The sequence below is a fragment of the Nonomuraea sp. NPDC050383 genome (assembly GCF_044459125.1).
In the GTDB taxonomy this organism is placed as follows: Bacteria; Actinomycetota; Actinomycetes; order Streptosporangiales; family Streptosporangiaceae; genus Nonomuraea.
This window is the reverse complement of sequence record NZ_JBITIP010000011.1, coordinates 126,240-142,065: the sequence shown is the minus strand read 5'-3', so window position 1 is coordinate 142,065 and position 15,826 is coordinate 126,240. Positions and strand designations below refer to the sequence as shown.

At 68.2% G+C, this 15,826-nt stretch carries 17 protein-coding genes and 1 tRNA gene; 10 read left to right on the top strand and 8 right to left on the bottom strand.

Features of this window, described 5'->3' with window-relative positions; genetic code table 11:
- The first annotated feature begins 87 nt into the window (after window positions 1-87).
- Complete coding sequence (locus ACIBG4_RS26550) at window positions 88-1,269, top strand: ATP-binding protein (protein WP_310707474.1); 1,182 nt, start codon at window positions 88-90, stop codon at window positions 1,267-1,269.
- 100 nt (window positions 1,270-1,369) lie between these two features.
- Here the strand turns inward: ACIBG4_RS26550 and ACIBG4_RS26545 are convergent, their stop codons facing one another.
- Together ACIBG4_RS26545 and ACIBG4_RS26540 are read right to left on the bottom strand one after the other, a co-directional pair.
- Window positions 1,370-2,161 (bottom strand): MauE/DoxX family redox-associated membrane protein, encoded by a 792-nt coding sequence (locus tag ACIBG4_RS26545; protein ID WP_397204115.1) that lies wholly within the window; start codon window positions 2,159-2,161, stop codon window positions 1,370-1,372.
- 5 nt (window positions 2,162-2,166) lie between these two features.
- On the bottom strand, window positions 2,167-3,114 hold the full coding sequence (locus tag ACIBG4_RS26540; RefSeq protein ID WP_397204114.1) for a hypothetical protein: 948 nt from the start codon (window positions 3,112-3,114) through the stop codon (window positions 2,167-2,169).
- Between the two features lie 217 nt (window positions 3,115-3,331).
- Here ACIBG4_RS26540 and ACIBG4_RS26535 point away from each other — a divergent pair, with 217 nt between their 5' ends.
- The gene (locus ACIBG4_RS26535; RefSeq protein ID WP_310707477.1) at window positions 3,332-3,868 is read left to right on the top strand and encodes a SigE family RNA polymerase sigma factor; all 537 of its coding nucleotides are present in this window, start codon (window positions 3,332-3,334) and stop codon (window positions 3,866-3,868) included.
- On the opposite strand, the gene ACIBG4_RS26530 is transcribed toward ACIBG4_RS26535, so the two are convergent.
- On the bottom strand, window positions 3,825-4,313 hold the full coding sequence (locus ACIBG4_RS26530) for a MarR family transcriptional regulator (RefSeq protein WP_355434536.1): 489 nt from the start codon (window positions 4,311-4,313) through the stop codon (window positions 3,825-3,827). The two genes, ACIBG4_RS26535 and ACIBG4_RS26530, sit on opposite strands and share 44 nt — an antisense overlap.
- Window positions 4,314-4,414: 101 nt before the next feature.
- Between ACIBG4_RS26530 and ACIBG4_RS26525 the strand changes: the two genes are divergently transcribed.
- Together ACIBG4_RS26525 and ACIBG4_RS26520 are read left to right on the top strand one after the other, a co-directional pair.
- Complete coding sequence (locus ACIBG4_RS26525; RefSeq protein ID WP_310707479.1) at window positions 4,415-4,975, top strand: YceI family protein; 561 nt, start codon at window positions 4,415-4,417, stop codon at window positions 4,973-4,975.
- Window positions 4,976-5,129: 154 nt separating this feature from the next.
- Window positions 5,130-5,218: transfer RNA gene (locus tag ACIBG4_RS26520), tRNA-Ser, on the top strand.
- Window positions 5,219-5,442: 224 nt separating this feature from the next.
- On the opposite strand, the gene ACIBG4_RS26515 is transcribed toward ACIBG4_RS26520, so the two are convergent.
- The 3 genes from ACIBG4_RS26515 to ACIBG4_RS26505 form a co-directional block, all read right to left on the bottom strand.
- Window positions 5,443-6,291 carry a methyltransferase domain-containing protein gene (locus tag ACIBG4_RS26515; RefSeq protein ID WP_397204113.1) on the bottom strand — a complete coding sequence of 283 codons (849 nt, stop codon included), beginning with the start codon at window positions 6,289-6,291 and terminating at the stop codon, window positions 5,443-5,445.
- Window positions 6,288-7,547 (bottom strand): MFS transporter, encoded by a 1,260-nt coding sequence (locus ACIBG4_RS26510; protein ID WP_397204112.1) that lies wholly within the window; start codon window positions 7,545-7,547, stop codon window positions 6,288-6,290. The genes ACIBG4_RS26515 and ACIBG4_RS26510 overlap by 4 nt, the downstream gene beginning before the upstream one ends.
- Before the next feature lie 859 nt (window positions 7,548-8,406).
- A complete protein-coding gene (locus tag ACIBG4_RS26505) occupies window positions 8,407-8,970 on the bottom strand; it encodes a dihydrofolate reductase family protein (protein ID WP_397204111.1) in 564 nt (187 codons plus the stop codon).
- Between the two features lie 370 nt (window positions 8,971-9,340).
- Between ACIBG4_RS26505 and ACIBG4_RS26500 the strand changes: the two genes are divergently transcribed.
- The 4 genes from ACIBG4_RS26500 (at window position 9,341) to ACIBG4_RS26485 (ending at window position 12,255) form a co-directional block, all read left to right on the top strand.
- Complete coding sequence (locus tag ACIBG4_RS26500) at window positions 9,341-9,856, top strand: hypothetical protein (protein WP_397204110.1); 516 nt, start codon at window positions 9,341-9,343, stop codon at window positions 9,854-9,856.
- A gap of 280 nt (window positions 9,857-10,136) precedes the next feature.
- On the top strand, window positions 10,137-11,054 hold the full coding sequence (locus ACIBG4_RS26495) for an N-acyl homoserine lactonase family protein (RefSeq protein ID WP_397204109.1): 918 nt from the start codon (window positions 10,137-10,139) through the stop codon (window positions 11,052-11,054).
- Complete coding sequence (locus tag ACIBG4_RS26490; RefSeq protein ID WP_355434566.1) at window positions 11,041-11,541, top strand: MarR family transcriptional regulator; 501 nt, start codon at window positions 11,041-11,043, stop codon at window positions 11,539-11,541. The genes ACIBG4_RS26495 and ACIBG4_RS26490 overlap by 14 nt, the downstream gene beginning before the upstream one ends.
- 219 nt (window positions 11,542-11,760) lie before the next feature.
- Window positions 11,761-12,255, top strand: coding sequence for a hypothetical protein (locus ACIBG4_RS26485; RefSeq protein WP_397204108.1), 495 nt, complete (start codon window positions 11,761-11,763; stop codon window positions 12,253-12,255).
- A 350-nt stretch (window positions 12,256-12,605) separates the two neighbouring features.
- On the opposite strand, the gene ACIBG4_RS26480 is transcribed toward ACIBG4_RS26485, so the two are convergent.
- Complete coding sequence (locus ACIBG4_RS26480; RefSeq protein WP_397204107.1) at window positions 12,606-13,271, bottom strand: DUF4097 family beta strand repeat-containing protein; 666 nt, start codon at window positions 13,269-13,271, stop codon at window positions 12,606-12,608.
- Between the two features lie 256 nt (window positions 13,272-13,527).
- Between ACIBG4_RS26480 and ACIBG4_RS26475 the strand changes: the two genes are divergently transcribed.
- Window positions 13,528-14,301 (top strand): helix-turn-helix domain-containing protein, encoded by a 774-nt coding sequence (locus ACIBG4_RS26475; RefSeq protein ID WP_397204248.1) that lies wholly within the window; start codon window positions 13,528-13,530, stop codon window positions 14,299-14,301.
- Here ACIBG4_RS26475 and ACIBG4_RS26470 read toward each other — a convergent pair.
- Complete coding sequence (locus tag ACIBG4_RS26470; protein WP_397204106.1) at window positions 14,295-14,933, bottom strand: hypothetical protein; 639 nt, start codon at window positions 14,931-14,933, stop codon at window positions 14,295-14,297. The genes ACIBG4_RS26475 and ACIBG4_RS26470 overlap by 7 nt on opposite strands.
- Before the next feature lie 260 nt (window positions 14,934-15,193).
- On the opposite strand from ACIBG4_RS26470, the gene ACIBG4_RS26465 reads away from it, so the two are divergent.
- Complete coding sequence (locus ACIBG4_RS26465; RefSeq protein WP_397204105.1) at window positions 15,194-15,823, top strand: hypothetical protein; 630 nt, start codon at window positions 15,194-15,196, stop codon at window positions 15,821-15,823.
- The last annotated feature ends 3 nt before the right edge of the window (window positions 15,824-15,826 follow it).

The following is a 15,826-nucleotide window of genomic DNA, read 5'->3' as shown; positions in this document are numbered from 1 at the left end:
ACGGCGACCGCCCCTGCCCGGACACGCCGTACGGCTTTCTGCGCAAATCTACGACGGCCGCTATATCCGGCAATAAAGTCCGAGAGCGTGGACCCTGTACGCAATCCCTACGCCCCCGGAGCCGGGCAGCGTCCGCCCGAGCTCGCCGGCCGAGACCGTGAGCTCCAGCAGTTCGAGGTCGTGCTGGAGAGGGTGGCCCGTGGCCGGCCCGAGCGCAGCATGGTCGTCACCGGGCTGCGCGGCGTCGGCAAGACGGTCCTGCTCAACACCTTCAAGTCCATGGCGATGCAGCGGCTGTGGGGCACGGGCAAGATCGAGGCCCGGCCCGAGCAGTCGATCCGCCGTCCCGTCGCCGCCGCCCTGCACATGGCGGTCCGCGAGCTGGCACCGCGCCACCGCGCGCCGGAGCGCATCGAGGAGTTCCTCGGCGTGCTGAAGGCGTTCGCCATGCGTGACCCGGCCGCGGCCAAGGGCACCTCGCACTGGTCGCCCGGCATCGAGGTGCCGGCCAGCCGTGGCCGCGCCGACTCCGGCGACCTGGAGATCGACCTGACCGAGCTGTTCGTCGACGCGGCGAGTGTGGCCACCGACCTGGGCGTCGGCATCTCGCTGTTCATCGACGAGATGCAGGACGTGCCGGCCTCCGACGTCTCGGCGCTGTGCGCCGCCTGCCACGAGCTGTCCCAGTCGGGCGGGCCGCTCATCGTGGTCGGCGCCGGGCTGCCGCACCTGCCGAGCGTGCTGTCGGCCAGCAAGAGCTACTCCGAGCGGCTGTTCCGCTACGCCCGCATCGACCGGCTCGACCGGGAGGCCGCCGACATGGCGCTGATCCTGCCGGCGCGCGAGGAGGAGGTCGAGTTCACCCAGGACGCCCTCGACGCGCTCTACGAGGCGGCCGACGGCTACCCCTACTTCGTGCAGGCGTACGGGAAGGTCGCCTGGGACCTGGCGCCGCGCAGCCCCATCACGGTGGAGGACGTGCGGGTGTCGGCCCCCGAGGCGGAGGAGGAGCTGGCGGTGGGCTTCTTCGGCAGCCGTTACGAGCGGGCGACACCGGCCGAGCGCGACTACATGCACGCCATGGCGCAGATCGGCGACGAGCCGGTCGCCACCGCCGAGGTCGCCGACGCCCTCGGCCGCAAGCCGTCCAGCCTGTCGCCCGCGCGCGACAGCCTCATCAAGAAGGGCCTGATCTACAGCGCCGAGCGCGGGCTGATCGCGTTCACGGTGCCGCATTTCGGGAGGTTCCTGCGGGCTCAGCCGATCTGAGCGGCATCCCCTAATCCTCTATTGGGCTGTCTAGTGGGGAAGCTAGACAGCCCAATAGAGCTACATCAAGCTGTCGTGGGAAATCTACGGCTGTCTAGTGTCAGGCCGATACGTGAGTATATTCCGGCATGGAGCCGCTGTCCTCGCGGTTGACCACGGCCGCCCGCACCACCGGCCGGCGCCCGCTGAGGTACACCGCGAAGACCACGTCCCGGTCGCCCTGCCCGTCGAAGGCGAAGAAGCGCCAGCACAGCTCCCGCCAGCTGTCGTACGGCTCCGCCGCGGCGAGCTCGGCCTGGTGGGCCCGCCACGTTCCGCTGCTCCTGAGCCGCGACAGCGTGACGCTCTCGGCGGGGCCGCGGCGCTGCTCACAGGGAGCGCGGTAACGCAGCCGGTCCACCATCTCCTCCAGCTCCGGTGACAGCGCGAGCAGCACGACGAGGCCGGCGAAGGTGTGCCAGGACGGCCGGGCGAAGACCGCCCACCCCGGCGTCTCCGCCCACACCGTCATGACCGCCATGCCGGTGAGCACGACGGTCCTCGCGACCGAGCGGAGTCCCACGGGCGCCGAGCTGACCTCGCCGAAGCAGCCGCAGCCCGCGTCGGGCCGGCGTCTGCGCAGCTCCAGCAGCACGTACGTGGACAGCGTGAAGAACGTCACCGTGCCCCAGCGGAACACCGGATGGCCGGTCAGCAGCAGCCCGCCGGCGAGCACCAGCTCGCCGGCGGCGCAGACGATCAGCGCCGGGGCCTGCATGCGCCCCGGCACCAGGACGGCCGGGCCGAGCCGCGACAGCGCCCCCGGCTCCCCTCCGGAGCGCACCGTGATCACCTTGGCCACCGTCCCGAGGACGAGCAGTACGATCAGCACCGGCTGCTGCGATGCCAGCACGAGCGTCACCCCAATCCGATCTGAGCGTTGAAGCAACCCTTGACCAGGTCGCCGCCGAGCTCCACGTACGTCGTCGGCGACAGCTCGGCGATGCGCCCGCGGGGCGACGTGCCGCACTCGACGCAACGGTCACAGAACCGGCCGGCCACGCAGCCGCAGGCGACGACCGGCACGTTGGCCGAGCGCTCGGCGCACAGGTTGCGGACCTGCACCAGCGAGCCCATCGCGAGGTACGGCAGGCCCGCGCAGGACACCTCGGCCTCCGGGCAGCCCGTGTCGGAACGCTCCATCATCGGGTACGCCAGGCCCCGCTCCCCCTCGTCGAACGCGTCGGACCAGGTGGCCGTGCCGGAGACGCGCTGCTGGGCGCCGGCGTAGACGGGCGGCGGGTCGGGGACGGCGCGTGCCGGGTAGGCGGGCTGCGAGGTCGCGGGCAGCAGCGCCAGGCAGCCGCCCTCGCGCTGGACGCCGATCGCGTCGAACAGGTAGCCGGGCTCCAGCCGCGGGTGGCGTACCTGGAGCCGGCCGATGGCCCGGTACGGGACGGTGATGGTCCGGCGGCCCCGGTGCGGGCCGCAGGCCAGCTCGACGGCCAGGTCCCCGCGCCCCTCCACGGACAGGATCGTCCCGGTGATGCGGGTGATGCCGGCCCAGATCCGCTCGACGAGCCTGCCCTCGCGCAGCGCCCGCATGACGACGCGGGCGCCGATGGGCAGGTCGGCGGGCGTGGTGTCGGTGCCGTTCCAGGCGGTGGCCCAGGGCGCGATGACCAGGCGCTCCTCCTGGCCGTCGGGAGTCTCGATGAGGACCAGATGGGGGCTGATGTCGCGGATCTCCCCTGTGACCGCGTGCACCGGGTCGCCGTCGTCCGGGGCCGGCCCCGGCACCCCGGGCTCCCGGCCCAGTGCCGCGGCGGCGAGCAGCCTGCGCCTGTCAACGCTCGGATGGCCCATGCCTACCCCTTCTCGTCGCCTATAGATTCACACGTCTTGGCCGGTCGTGTGGGGGTGACACCGCATAAGGGAGCAAATAACGCACCCCCCGGTGAAGGAGTTCGCACCCGTGGTCGTACAAACCGCCACCAACCTTGACGGACCTTTGTCGTCGGCGGGCCGAATCTTGGATTCTGGTTCAGCCCTAACGGGGCGTTCGGCTGCGATTCTGACGACGATGCAGATCATCGAGGGCGAAGAGGAGTTCCGCGAGTACGTGCGCGCCCGCGGGCCGTCGCTGCTGCGCACCGCGCACCAGCTCACCGGTCACCCGCTGGACGCCGAGGATCTGCTGCAGAACGCGCTGACCCGGACGTACCTGGCCTGGAACCGCATCGAGGACCGCGGCTCCCTGGACGGCTACGTCAGGCGGGCCATGGTGAACATCAACATCTCGCAGTGGCGGCGGCGCAAGGTCGAGGAGTACCCGTCGGACGAGCTGCCCGAGGTGCCCTGCGCGGCGCACGACTCCCATGGGGCCTACGGGGAGGTCCACGAACGGCTGGAGAAGGCGCTGGGCAACCTGCCCGAGCGCATGCGGGCCGCGATCGTGCTGCGGTACTACGAGGATCTGACCGAGCCGGAGGTCGCCCGGGTGCTCGGCATCAGCGTCGGCACGGTGAAGAGCACGGTGTCGCGGGCCATGGCCAAGCTCCGGAACGAGCTGGGCATCACGGTCGCGGATCCGGAGGTCCCTCCCCCGTCCCCGCTGTAGCGCAGGGCCGTACGACGTCGCGGATCTTGCGGAGGGTGGCGAGGAAGGCCGTGAGCTCCTCGTCGTCCAGCAGGCCGGTGAAACAGCTCTCGATGTCGGACAGGTGCAGCGGCAGCACGGCTTCGAGCCGCGCGCGGCCGGCGTCGGTGAGCGCCGCGTAGGAGGCCCGCCGGTCGGAGGCGCAGGCCACCCGCTCGACGAGGCCGTCACGTTCCAGACGGTCGACGACCCGGGTGACGCCGCTGGTGGACAGGCCGGTCTGGGCCGCAAGATCGGTCATGCGCAGCCGCTGGCCGGGCGAACGACCGAGGCGGAGAATCGTCTCGAAATCGATGTCGGACAGCCCGGCCGCGCTCAGCACGGGCTGCATCCGGGAGTTCAGACCCGCTATGACCTCGGCCACCAGCCCCATGGCGGTCAGCCGAGGGTCGTCGATGTGGTGCACGTTCACACTCTAGCTGGACATAGTTGACGTGAGGAATATTCCTCCTGTAGACCATTGTTAGCGCAAATATCCGCAAGGCAAGCTTCGTTGGAGGAACCCCCATGAGCACCCGTACCTGGGAAGGCCTGACCATCCCCGCCCCCGGCACCTACAACCTGGACGCCGCCCACACCAGCATCGGCTTCTCGACCAAGCACATGATGGTCAGCAAGGTGCGCGGCACGTTCGGCGAGTTCAGCGGCTCGGTGACCATCGGCGAGACCCCGCTCGAGTCGTCGGCCGAGCTCACGATCCAGACCGCCAGCATCAACACGGGCGTCGCCGACCGTGACGGCCACCTGCGCAGCGACGACTTCCTGGCCACCGACAAGTTCCCGGAGATCACCTTCCGGAGCACCCGCGTCGTCCACCAGTCGGACGACCGCTTCACGGTCGTCGGCGACCTCACGATCCGCGACGTCACCCAGCCGGTCGAGCTCACGGTCGAGTACGGCGGCGCCGGCACGAACCCGTGGGGCCAGTCGGTGTGGGGCTACTCCATCACCACGGAGATCGACCGCGAGGCCTTCGGCCTGACCTGGAACCAGGCCCTGGAGACCGGCGGCGTCCTGGTCGGCAAGAAGATCAAGATTGAGATCGAGGGCGAGGCCAACCCCGCCTAGCGTTGAGGTCATGGCGTGCCCGCCCCACCGGGCGGGCTCCATCCACAGGTCTCTGTCCACAGGCTGTGGATAACATGACGGGAAGGCTCGCTGGCCAACCGCTTTGCCGCCTCGCCAGAAGGCCGGTACGCTGTCCTGAGCCGCTTGGCTTCCAGGAGGATTCGCCTAGTCAGGTCTATGGCGCCGCACTGCTAATGCGGTTTGGTGGCAACACCATCCGGGGTTCAAATCCCCGATCCTCCGCAGGTGAAAGGCCCTTCCCAGATTCTGGGAAGGGCCTTTCCGTTGTCTGAGGGGCTGTGGGTCGCAGTTGCCCCGTCAGGGCGAGCCCAGAGGGCCGAGTCCATACGGTCGCCGGCGTCTCTCATCTGGAGAGTGGCGACGTGCGTGTAGCGCTCGGTGGTCACACGCGTGTGGCCGAGATCCCCTGGACGACGCGGATGTGGACGCCCTGCTCTGTCAACAGGTCATTTCCGTTGGCGGAGGGTCGCGAGGTAGACGGCCGTTGAGCTCTCGTAGTAGACGATGTCGGCGAGTTCCCAGCCGGTTCCGTTGGCGAGTTCGGCGAGTTCGCGTGGTGCCAGGCTGAGGTAGTCGAACCAGGGCGTCGCGACGTCGCGGTAGCGGACCCGCATGGTGCGTTGTCCGGCTATGCGCCCCGCCCGGAGGTTCTGTTCGTTGTAGGGCAGGTGCAGGGGATCGGCGGAGTCCGTCAGGTTGCGGCCTTGGCCGACGATGATGGCGCCGGGCGCGGCCATCGCCGCCAGCGCCCGCAGGAATTCCGGCGCCCTTTCCCGGCTCTCCAGCAAACCGAGGTTGGCGCCCAGGAGCAGGAAGCTGTCGTATAGCTCTCCCGTCGCGGCATGCTCGTGGACCGTGCCGAGAACGGCGGAACGTACCCCTTGCCGTCGGCATACTTCGAGCGCGCCCGGTGAGATGTCGATCGCTGTAACGGCGTGGCCCCGATCGAGCAACGCGCGTGCGGCCCGCCCTCCGCCGGCGCCGACGTCCAGAACTCTGCCCTTGAGCAAGTCCAGCGCTTGGCGCTCACCGTCCGGCCATTGGTCGACCGGCGCGATCCATGGTTCGACGGGCACGGGCTTCACCAGCCCGTCGCTGCGTTCCGCGATATGGAACACCGGGGTGGCAGCCGACTCCAGCGATGCGTCGTAAGCATCGCGCAGCATGTCCCCGATCGCGTCCCCGTTACGGGGACCGAATACCGTCCGTTCTGCCTGCCGGCCTTCTTCCGTTGTCTTGTTGCCGGCCTTATCGTCTGCGACGTCGCCGAGGGCGCGGGCGGTGGGAGCGTTCAACGTGTTCTCTCTGCTGGATCGGGTGAAGGAGCCGATGGTTCGGGGGGAGCCAGCGGCCGAAATGTGACGAAGAGCATCAGGACAACCCCGACGCCACACCATGCTCCGATGACGGTAGAGGTGGAGAAGCGTTCGCTGAGGGCGCCGGTGGCCAGGATCGCGGTGCCCTGGGCGATCTGGATGCCGCTGTTCATGACGCCGAACGCCCGGGCCCGGTATTCGGTGGGAAGCACGCTCTTGAACAGCGCCTGAGCGGCGGGCAGCAGCAGCGACATGATCACGCCGGAGGCGGTGACCAGGAGCAGCACGCCGGCGAGCGGCGGGTCGAGCAGCGCGGGGACCAGCGTGAGGGGAGCCAGGACCGCTAGGGGGCGGATCAGCCGGGTCCTGGTACGCGAGCGCAGCAGCCGGGTCAGTATCAGTCCGCCGATGGCGACACCGAGCGGGTTCGCGGCCATGATGAGCCCCTGTGCCGCGCCGCCGCCGTCGATTTCGGACGCCCAGGCCGCCGCCAGGCCCTCCGGAACGATCACGAAGGTGACCGTTGCGAAGGTTATGAGGGCGATGGCCCGCATCACCGGGTCGCCCAAGACGACGGCGTACCCTTGTCCAGTCTCCCGCCACAGGCCAAGGCGATGGGTGGCACCGAGCGTCGCCGGCCGAAGCTTGACGTAACGGCGCAGCAGGAACGCCGAGCCGACGAAGGTACCGGCGTTCAGCAGCAGCGCGGCATGCGGGTTGTAGCCGGCGATCATTCCTCCGGCGGCGTACCCGAAGACCTGGGCCAGGTGGAAGATGGCGTTGTTGAAGGCGAGGCCGAGCGGGTACAGGTCACCGGCCAGGATGTGCGGGAGCTGAGAGGAACGGGCGGCCTCGAACGGTGGGGCGAACAACCCACTGGCGAACAGCAGCACCAGCAGGACCGCCACAGGCACGCCGGGGATCGCGATCAGCCCGATGAGCGCCGCTCTGACCAGATCGCAGAAGATCATCACTGAGCGCGAGGGATACCGTTCGGCCACTGCCGCGAGTAAGGGCCCTGCGGTGAGCCACGGCAGATACCCCACGGCGAAGGCCGCTGCCGAGGCCAGCACCGAGCCGGTGCGATCGAAGACCAGCAGCGCTACCGCGGCTTTGCACAGATAGTCCCCGATCCAGGAGAGCACGCTCGCGGCGAAGACTGCACGGTACTCCACCAGAACGAACAGATCCCGATAGCCCGCCGGCCGTTCCTCATCCGTCGCCGGACGCCTCATCCATTCTCCGCAATGCGCTTCATGAAGAGGGCCGGCTCACCGCCGCAGCCTGTGTGCCGGCCGCTGTCACCTCATCCTGGATCAATCCCAGACGGTGTCCTTGCGGGTCATGAGGCACCTCCCTCTCGGCTCTTCAGCATGCTGACGAACTCAGCATCTTCAGCAACTAGATCATCTAGTCATATACACCACCTTTTCGGCAACCCTCGAATGTCTGCGCCCTCGTGACCAAAGCCCCGAACGATAGAGGTGTAGCTCGCCCTTGGCGACGGCCGCGATCAAGCGGTGAGGGCATGTCCCTCCTGGTTGCGGTTGTGGTGGACACGTTCGAATTGTCGGGCGAGGTGGTGGCGCAAGTGCCTCGCTCCCGACCCTGCCTCGCCGAGGTGCACCCCGCCGGCCAGCTCGACTGGTCCAAAGCGGTTATCGACAGCGTCCACGTCCGGGCGCTCAAGGACGCCCCGAAACGGGGCCGAGCCCGGTCGCCTGCGTATCCGCTGGAAGGGTTTGCGACGACATCCACGAGACGTACATGACGCTTGCTGACGCGATCATTTGTCGGCGGCTCCTCGTCCGCTGATCTTTCTGTTAGGACCTCTGAGACCCGAGCTGCTGATGCGGTTTGGTGGCAACACCATCCGGAGTTCAAATCCCCGATCCTCCGCAGGTGAAAGGCCCTCTCCCAAATTTGGGAGAGGGCCTTTCTGATCTTCTGTGGGCACCGGGGTCGCAGTTGGTCTTCAAGGAGCGCCTGACGATACCGCCGGTGTTGCTCGTTGGTTGAGTTGGGTCGTGGACTCCGCGGACAGGTGGCGGCGCTCGCGTGGCTGCCGCTCGTTGCACATATCCGGTCGCTGCGTCAGCGGTGTCGCCGGTACTGCAGATATACGATCCCGCTGCTGGAGGCGGTGCTGGAGACCAGGTCGAGCTGGTAGGACTTGGGGACGCCGTCGAACAGCCGGGTGCCCTCGCCGGCAACGTAGGGGAACATGCTCACCTGGAGCTCGTCGATCAGGTCGAGCCGCATGAGCGACCGCCAGAGACTGACGCCGCCCCAGACCACGATGTGGCCGTCGCCGCCCAGCCTGAGCTTGTCGATCTCTTCTGCCGTGTCACCAGCGGCGACAGTGGTGTTGGCCCAGTCGGCCGTCTTCAGGGTCCGGGAGAAGACGACCTTGCGCCCGGCGTTCAGGATGTCGGCGAACGGGTGGTCGGTGGACGTTGTCATGGCCCCGGCCATGCCCTCGTAGGCGGTGCGGCCCATGACGTGCGCGTAGGCGCTCTGGAGGAAGTCGAGGTGCGCCGGGGCGTCGGGCTCACGATTCTCGGGGAGGTCGAAGCAGAACTTCCAGAACTCGGTGCCCTCGTCGGCGAGAAGGCCGTCGAGGGAGTAGTTGAACACTGTCGCTATCAGCTTCCGCATGATCAGAACTCCGTGGTCTCGGGTCGTCTGGGGACCGTGCTTGCCAGGGGCACGTGCGTGTGCCGGGCCGCAGCGCTCGCGTGGCCGGGGCGTCTGTGGCCTGTCGCTGATGCTGTAGACGGCACTGCCGCCTGAAAGTCATCGGTGCCCGGTCTACTGGCTGGTTGCGCACTCAGGTACCGGACGTCTTGGAGCAGTGCGCGGCAAGACCAGGCCGCCGCCGGTGCGCGCCGATGTCCGCCACCGGTGACGGAGGGCGCGTTCGCCTCAAGCGAGGCTCCCTGCTCGTGATGTCAGTCGCATGCCCTAGCGTGTCCGCGACGTGCCAAAGGGGGCCATCTCGCCATGGACCCGGGACAGGAGCGCTTACGTGGGCGTCTTCTTCGAGTACTACCGTGCCGCGGACCGTGCCGTGGCGATCGTTCAACCTGAGCATCCCCGTGAGACCGCCGATGCCTCGTGTGGACTTCCGGAGTTCGATGTGGTGGTGACCAAATGGATCGACCCCGGAGTGGTCCTGGGCCAGCTCGTAGCGTTCGCCGGCCAGGTCGACTATTCCGTGCGGCTGGTCGAGGTGGTCGTGCTGTATCCGCCTCCGGAGGGTGCGCCACGCAGCGACGAGGAGCGGGACGCCCTCCCCGAAGACTCCCCGTACCTGGAAGGGTCCTGCATCATGGAGCTGCCGGCGGAGGCTCGTGACATGCTCGCCGGTGTGGACGACGCCCGCCTGCCGATGCTGGCGGAGCAGTGGGCAGCCATCGAGGAGTTCTCGCACTTCACCGACGATGACGACGGTTACATGCTGTCGCTCACCAAGGAGCTTGTCGGTCTGGCACGCCGGGCGAGAGAGAACGATCAGCTGCTCTACTGCTGGGTCTCCTTTTGAGGTGCCTGGCGGCCGTGCCCGCTGCGTGCCCCGATGAGGTGGGAAGCAAGGGGGAGCCGCCGGGACGCGATCAGCGCACTGAGCTGTGTTTGTCCTGATGGGGCGGTGATCGGCCTTCGTCTTTGCGAGCAGCATGTCAGGAGTCTGATGCGCTTCGGCTCCACCTCACAGAAGGCGACGCGTCTTCAAGCGCCAGTACGGCATCGCCCCCGGCAAGTACCGCTGCCAGGGCCACTCATAGATATTTGACACGACATACATGTCGTGTAATGTAATGTCCATGAGAGACGAGATGGCCGACATGACGAGTCCGATCAAGCACGTCTCGGTGGTCAGCACCGGGACGGTGTCGATCCACCCGGAGCACGTGGCCGCCACCCGCAAGCCGATGTACTGGTGGCTGTTCACCTCGCGCCGGTGGACCCCTCCCCTGCCGATCAACGTCTACGTGATCGAGCATGAGGACGGGCTGGTGCTCTTCGACGCCGGCCAGGACCGGGCGTCGGTGACCGACCCCGGCTACTTCCCCGGTGGCATCACGGGAGTGATGTACGACCGGCTGGCCCGTTTCGACATCGGCCCGGCCGACACCCTCACCGCCCGGCTGGCCGCCGGCGGCTACGACATAGCGGACGTACACACGGTGGTGATCTCCCACCTGCATCAGGACCACATCGGCGGGCTGCGGGAGCTGACCGGCGCCGAGATCGTGGTCAGCGGCAAGGAGTGGCAGACGCTCGACGGAGCCCTGCCGGAGCTGCGGGGGCTGCTGCGCTCCCACATCGACCTGCCTGGGCTGCGCTGGCGGCACATCGAGTTCGGCGACGTCCGGGATCCCGGGCTCGCGCCCTTCACGACCGGCCACGACCTGTTCGGCGACGGCAGCCTCGTGCTGCTGCCCACCCCCGGCCACACCCCCGGGTCACTGTCGCTCCTGGTCCGCGGCCCCGGGCACCCGCCGCTGCTGATGGTCGGCGACCTGACGTACGACGCCCATCTGCTGCAGGAGGGCCACACGCCGGGAGTGGGCGAAAGGCGGCAACTGGCCGACACCACCAAGGCGATCAACTCGCTGCGGGAGCACAACCCGGGCCTGGTGATCCTGCCGGCCCACGATCCGGGAGCGGCCGCCCGGCTGGCGCCCGTGACCACGGCTCTCGCCCGGAGGCGGCAGGCGGTCGCACATGCGAGCCGCTGAAGAACTCCGCTACCTGATCCTGGCCGCGCAGCGGGAGGGCAACCGGCTGCTCGGCCAGGCGCTCAAGCCGCTCGGGATCACGCCCTCACAGGCCGAGGTCCTCCGCATCCTGGCCGACCACCGGCCCCTCACCCTCTCCGGGCTCGGCGAGCTGCTGGTCTGCGAGAGCGGCAACAGTCCCAGCCGCCTGGTCGACCGGCTCGCCACGGTGGGCCTCGTCGACCGTAAGGTGTCGGCACACGACCGCCGCCACATCGAGCTGTCCCTCACCGAGGAGGGTATGCGCCTGGCCGGGCAGATCACCGACATCGAGCACGATCTCTACCGATCCATCGACGCCGCGGCCGAAGGGCGCGACGTCGATCAGATCACCGGGTTCCTCCGGGCGTTCGTCGCCGACCTGCCGGCGGGCCAGGCACTCGCTCGCCGAATCGCCGTCGAGAAGGAGCCCGCCCATGACCGCGCACCAAGAGACGTGCAGGGCTAGTTCGCGCGGGTGACGCGGCCCAGGGCCGGGACCGGCAGCGGGCTGTGGGGCCCGTCGAGGACTCGAAGGCATCGATGTCCGTACCTTCTCCACCCGGTCGATGCCCTCGGTCAGCACGAAGCAGCCGCCGTCGGCGATGAAAGAGTTGGCGGTCAGGCGGTACTGCGCGGCCGGGTCGGACAGCCACGGGTGGACGCTGGAGAGGGGCAGGGGTACAGCGTGGTGATCGTGCAGCGGATCGTGGTCCGGTGGACCAAGCACGTGCGTGGCGCCGCGGAGGCCACGCGGCGACGCGAGATCCCCTCAACGTTCGAGCTGCCGCCGATGCCCGACGCTCCACTCGTCGTCCATGATCTGCTTGCCGAGGAGCGGACTGGATATACGCCGACCGCTGTCATCGGCGACCACACCCTTCCGGCGCAGCTCGATGGGCTGCGATTCAAGCTGTCCGGAGCAGCGGTTGAAGTAGTGCGGACCCCGGTGTGGGCCGCATATCCGACCAACCGCTTCCCTGGTCAGGTGTTCCTGCTTCAGCCCGGCGAGCATGCCCGTTACCAGGCCAATTTCCGTTTCAGCGGCTACAGCACCGCGTGGTACTACGAGCAATGGACCGTCAACATCGCCCATGAGCCGTGGCGAAGCGACGTGTTTCTGACCGAGGAGATCGACCACGACAAGGACGAACGGGTGTCCTTGTACGGCGGGCCCCGCTGACCTGCAAGCGACATCGATCTTCGATCCCCAGGTGCAGGGAGGCTCGAAGTTGCTCCTGAACCCCGCCGGGGGTTCAGAGGGCGGCACGCTCCACCCGGGGCGAGCTGGTGAAGCGGCCTCGGCGCGCGGGCCTGGAGACCGGGGACGGGCTGGAGGCGTTGTTCGACGCGACGGTGGATGGCTGCCGCGTGGTCCGGTGCGCGTGTGCTCGGATCAGTGAACGTTGCTGTGCTGGAGGGCAGTATTCCCGCCCCCCATGACGTACCCGCTGACCACCCGCTGCTCCCGGAGGAAAGGGGACGCTGCCCTTTCCTCCGTACGCGGTCCACGTCCCCTTCGGGGGTTGCGGGTCACAGGCTGCGGGCGGTGATGTCGCCGTTCGAGGTGGTGGCGTGGATGTCGAGCTCGGTCGTGCCGTCGTTCTTGAGGGCGTTGGTGATGCGGCCGTGGCTGGTGCCGGCGTCCAGGGAGGCCGAGACGCCGGGGGCGGCGGCGATCGAGATGTCGCCGGACTGGGTGTGGAGCACGACCTTGCCGCTCACGGCCTCGGCGATCCGGATGTCGCCGCGTGCGGTGCTGATCTCCGCCGGGCCGGTCAGCCGGCCGACCTCGACGTCGCCGTCGGTCGCGGTGAGGTTGAGGCTCGCGGCCTCGTCGATCTTGATCTGACGGTACGCGCCTTCGAAGGTGACGTCGCCGAGGCGGCCGACGCCGCGGAGCTCCGTGCTGGCCGCCTTGGCCTCGACCCGCGAACCGGCGGGCAGCTGGACCGTCACCTCGACGGCTCCCGAAGGGCCGAAGTACTGGTTCTTCTCCGCGGCGGTCTCGATCCGCAGGACACCGTCGGCGTATTCGACCGTGGCCTGCTCCGCCGCCTTCACGTCGCGGCTCTTCGAGGCGTCCGCGGGCCGGACCTCGACGGTGGTGTCGGCCCGGTCGGCGGCGATGAACTGGACGCGCCCCGCGGGGATGTCCAGGACGGCGGTGATCGGGGCGGAGGTGTCGAACTTCTGCATGATGTGCTCCTTGTGCGCCACGCTGTTTCTGACATCGCAAAAGCTACGTTGCATTCCAAGACTATGCAACACATGAGTTGCGAAGAATCGACGAAACACCAGGTAGACATGAGGAAATTGTTGCAACGGTCATCGAGGTTAACGCAATGACGGCCACTTGATCATTGCAATGTGTTGACGCTGAACGCTATGCTCCAAGTGTCGAGGAACACCGAGCAGCGCCATGGAGCACCCATGGGGCATGAAGGAGGACGGGATGCCGGGAGGCAGGCTCACCCAGCAGGAGCGCCAGCAGATCGCGGTGGGGCTGGCCGACGGCCTGGCCTACGCCGAGATCGCCCGCCGCCTCGACCGTCCCACCTCCACGATCACGCGTGAGGTGTCGCGGAACGGCGGCCCCACCGGCTACCGCGCCGAGTTGGCCCACCGCGCCACCCAGCAGCGCACCCAGCGACGCCGGCAGGCCGCCCCCCGAGGGCCGCAGGCGCCCCCGCAGCCGTACGGACGCGACGCCGAGGCCGTACGCGAGTACGAGGAGATGTGGACCACCGTCCTCATGCAAGGGGGCACGCCCAAGATGATGGCCCGGGTGCTGGCCTGCCTCTACACCACCGACACGGGCAGCCTCACCGCCTCCGAGCTCGTCCAGCGCCTCCAGGTCAGCCCGGCCTCCATCTCCAAGGCGATCACCTACCTGGAGAGCCAGGACCTCGTCCGCCGCGAACGCGACGAGCGCCGGCGCGAGCGCTATGTCGTCGACGACGACCTCTGGCACCAGTCGACGATCGCCAGCGGCCGATCGCTCGCGCAGGTCGTCGACCTCGCCCGGCAGGGCGTCGGCGTCCTCGGCCGCGGCACCCCGGCCGCCACCCGCCTGGAGAGCGTCGCCCGCTACCTCGACTTCGTCGGCGAGAGCCTCATCCGTGCCGCAGAACAGGCCCGCGAAATCCTCTACACCAGCACCGAAGCGGCCTCGGACGGCGCCGCCGGGGAGACAGCCGTCCCGAAGGCCGCGGCATCGCCTCAGTGAATACTGCCGTTTTCCTTCATGAATGCGCTGTAGATCAGCCTGTCGTCCGCGGAGAACGCCTCTTTGTCGAAGAACTGGAATCCGAACTCGCGGCGGACGATGTTCGTTCTGTTGTACAGCTCGTTGTCGGAATTGGACCAGGCCCCGATGAGCTGCTTGTTGTCGGCATTCTGCATCTGGAACGTGTCGCCGTCGAAGACGCCGCTCTGCACCCAGGTCTGCGCGGTCATCTTGTCGTAACTGTCGTACAGTTTGCAGGCCCCCGTCGTGTTCCGCCAGTTGAAGAAGAAGGTGGCCCCGCCGATCGTCGCATTGATCACGAGGTTGCCGACGGAGTCCTTGTACAGCGTCCAGCGCACGGCCCCGTCCGTGGTGCTCTTGGCCGCGAAGAGCCACTTGTCGTCGCCGTCCGCGGACACGTAGCAGCTGAACCCGGTGTTGTACAGGAAGCCGACGAAGGCCGTGCCGGTGGCGAACAGGGAGGAGGTCAGCCATTTGAGCGGAAGCGTCGGGTGGAGGGCGGCCAGCTCCCGGTCGAGCTTCTCCCCGTTGTCCTGCGGCTTGACCTGTGATTCCCGGAGTTCGTGCACTCGCGCGAGCACTTCGCCGCGACGCTGCATCAGTTTTTCCATGACCGGTCCTTTCGGATGGTTCGACGACGAGGAGGAACTCCAGGAGTGGGACCATGCCGACAAGGAAAAGTGACATGCTCATGAATTCCCGGCCATTCCGGCCGCGGCTAGAAATACCCGGGGCGTAGAATCGCATAACCTGGGCCGAGGTAGATACAGTTTCTCCTTCCGCGCCGTATCACCCGATCTTGGAGCGAAAAGGGCCACCACCGCCGCCGCCCGCTCGCGCACGAGGGTCCCGGATCGTGGAAGCTTTCGCTATGAACACCTCCGCCGACGACGGCTCATCGGGACGGGCAGGCTACCGGCGATCGGCAGGGTCGCCGCGTGGCGAGGCCAGGCGTCGGGAACTGCTCGATCGGATCACTGACGACATCGCGGTCAACGGGCTCGTGGACTTCTCGCTGCGGCGTGCCGCGCGGGCGGCCGGCACCACGCACAAGGTGCTGCTCTACCACTTCGAAGGCGCCGACGACCTGCTCAAGCAGGCGATACTCGCGCTGCGCGAGAAGCGGACCGTCAACGCGATGGCCGCCGCCACCGTAGGAGGCCGGACGCTGGCGGATCGGGTGCGCGCCATGTGGCCCATGATCGGCGGCGACGATCCCGGCCTGCGGGTGCTCGACCAGGCCATCGGTCTGGCGATGTACGACCCCGGCCGCTACGCGTGGCTCGGGCGGGAGGCGTCGCGGCTCTATCTGCCGTCGTTGGTGTCGCTCTGCCCGGCGGGCTGGTCGGACCGGCGCAAGTTCGAGGTCGCCGAGATGGTCCTGGGAGCGCTCCGGGGCTTCCTGGTGGAGTGGCGGACCAGCGGGGACTCCGAGGGGATCGCCGCGGGGTTCGCGGCCCTGGTCCGGGCGTTGGAACGCGAGGAGGCCGCCGGCGAGTAGCCC

Excerpts from the sequence above, each read along its gene's own strand:
- ACIBG4_RS26540 (WP_397204114.1), bottom strand. The coding sequence starts at position 3,114 with ATGGGCCATCCGAGCGTTGACAGGCGCAGGCTGCTCGCCGCCGCGGCA.
- ACIBG4_RS26535 (WP_310707477.1), top strand. The coding sequence starts at position 3,332 with ATGCAGATCATCGAGGGCGAAGAGGAGTTCCGCGAGTACGTGCGCGCC.
- ACIBG4_RS26525 (WP_310707479.1), top strand. The coding sequence starts at position 4,415 with ATGAGCACCCGTACCTGGGAAGGCCTGACCATCCCCGCCCCCGGCACC.
- ACIBG4_RS26510 (WP_397204112.1), bottom strand. The coding sequence starts at position 7,547 with ATGAGGCGTCCGGCGACGGATGAGGAACGGCCGGCGGGCTATCGGGAT.
- ACIBG4_RS26505 (WP_397204111.1), bottom strand. The coding sequence starts at position 8,970 with ATGCGGAAGCTGATAGCGACAGTGTTCAACTACTCCCTCGACGGCCTT.
- ACIBG4_RS26495 (WP_397204109.1), top strand. The coding sequence starts at position 10,137 with ATGAGAGACGAGATGGCCGACATGACGAGTCCGATCAAGCACGTCTCG.
- ACIBG4_RS26490 (WP_355434566.1), top strand. The coding sequence starts at position 11,041 with ATGCGAGCCGCTGAAGAACTCCGCTACCTGATCCTGGCCGCGCAGCGG.
- ACIBG4_RS26480 (WP_397204107.1), bottom strand. The coding sequence starts at position 13,271 with ATGCAGAAGTTCGACACCTCCGCCCCGATCACCGCCGTCCTGGACATC.
- ACIBG4_RS26475 (WP_397204248.1), top strand. The coding sequence starts at position 13,528 with ATGCCGGGAGGCAGGCTCACCCAGCAGGAGCGCCAGCAGATCGCGGTG.
- ACIBG4_RS26470 (WP_397204106.1), bottom strand. The coding sequence starts at position 14,933 with ATGGAAAAACTGATGCAGCGTCGCGGCGAAGTGCTCGCGCGAGTGCAC.
- ACIBG4_RS26465 (WP_397204105.1), top strand. The coding sequence starts at position 15,194 with ATGAACACCTCCGCCGACGACGGCTCATCGGGACGGGCAGGCTACCGG.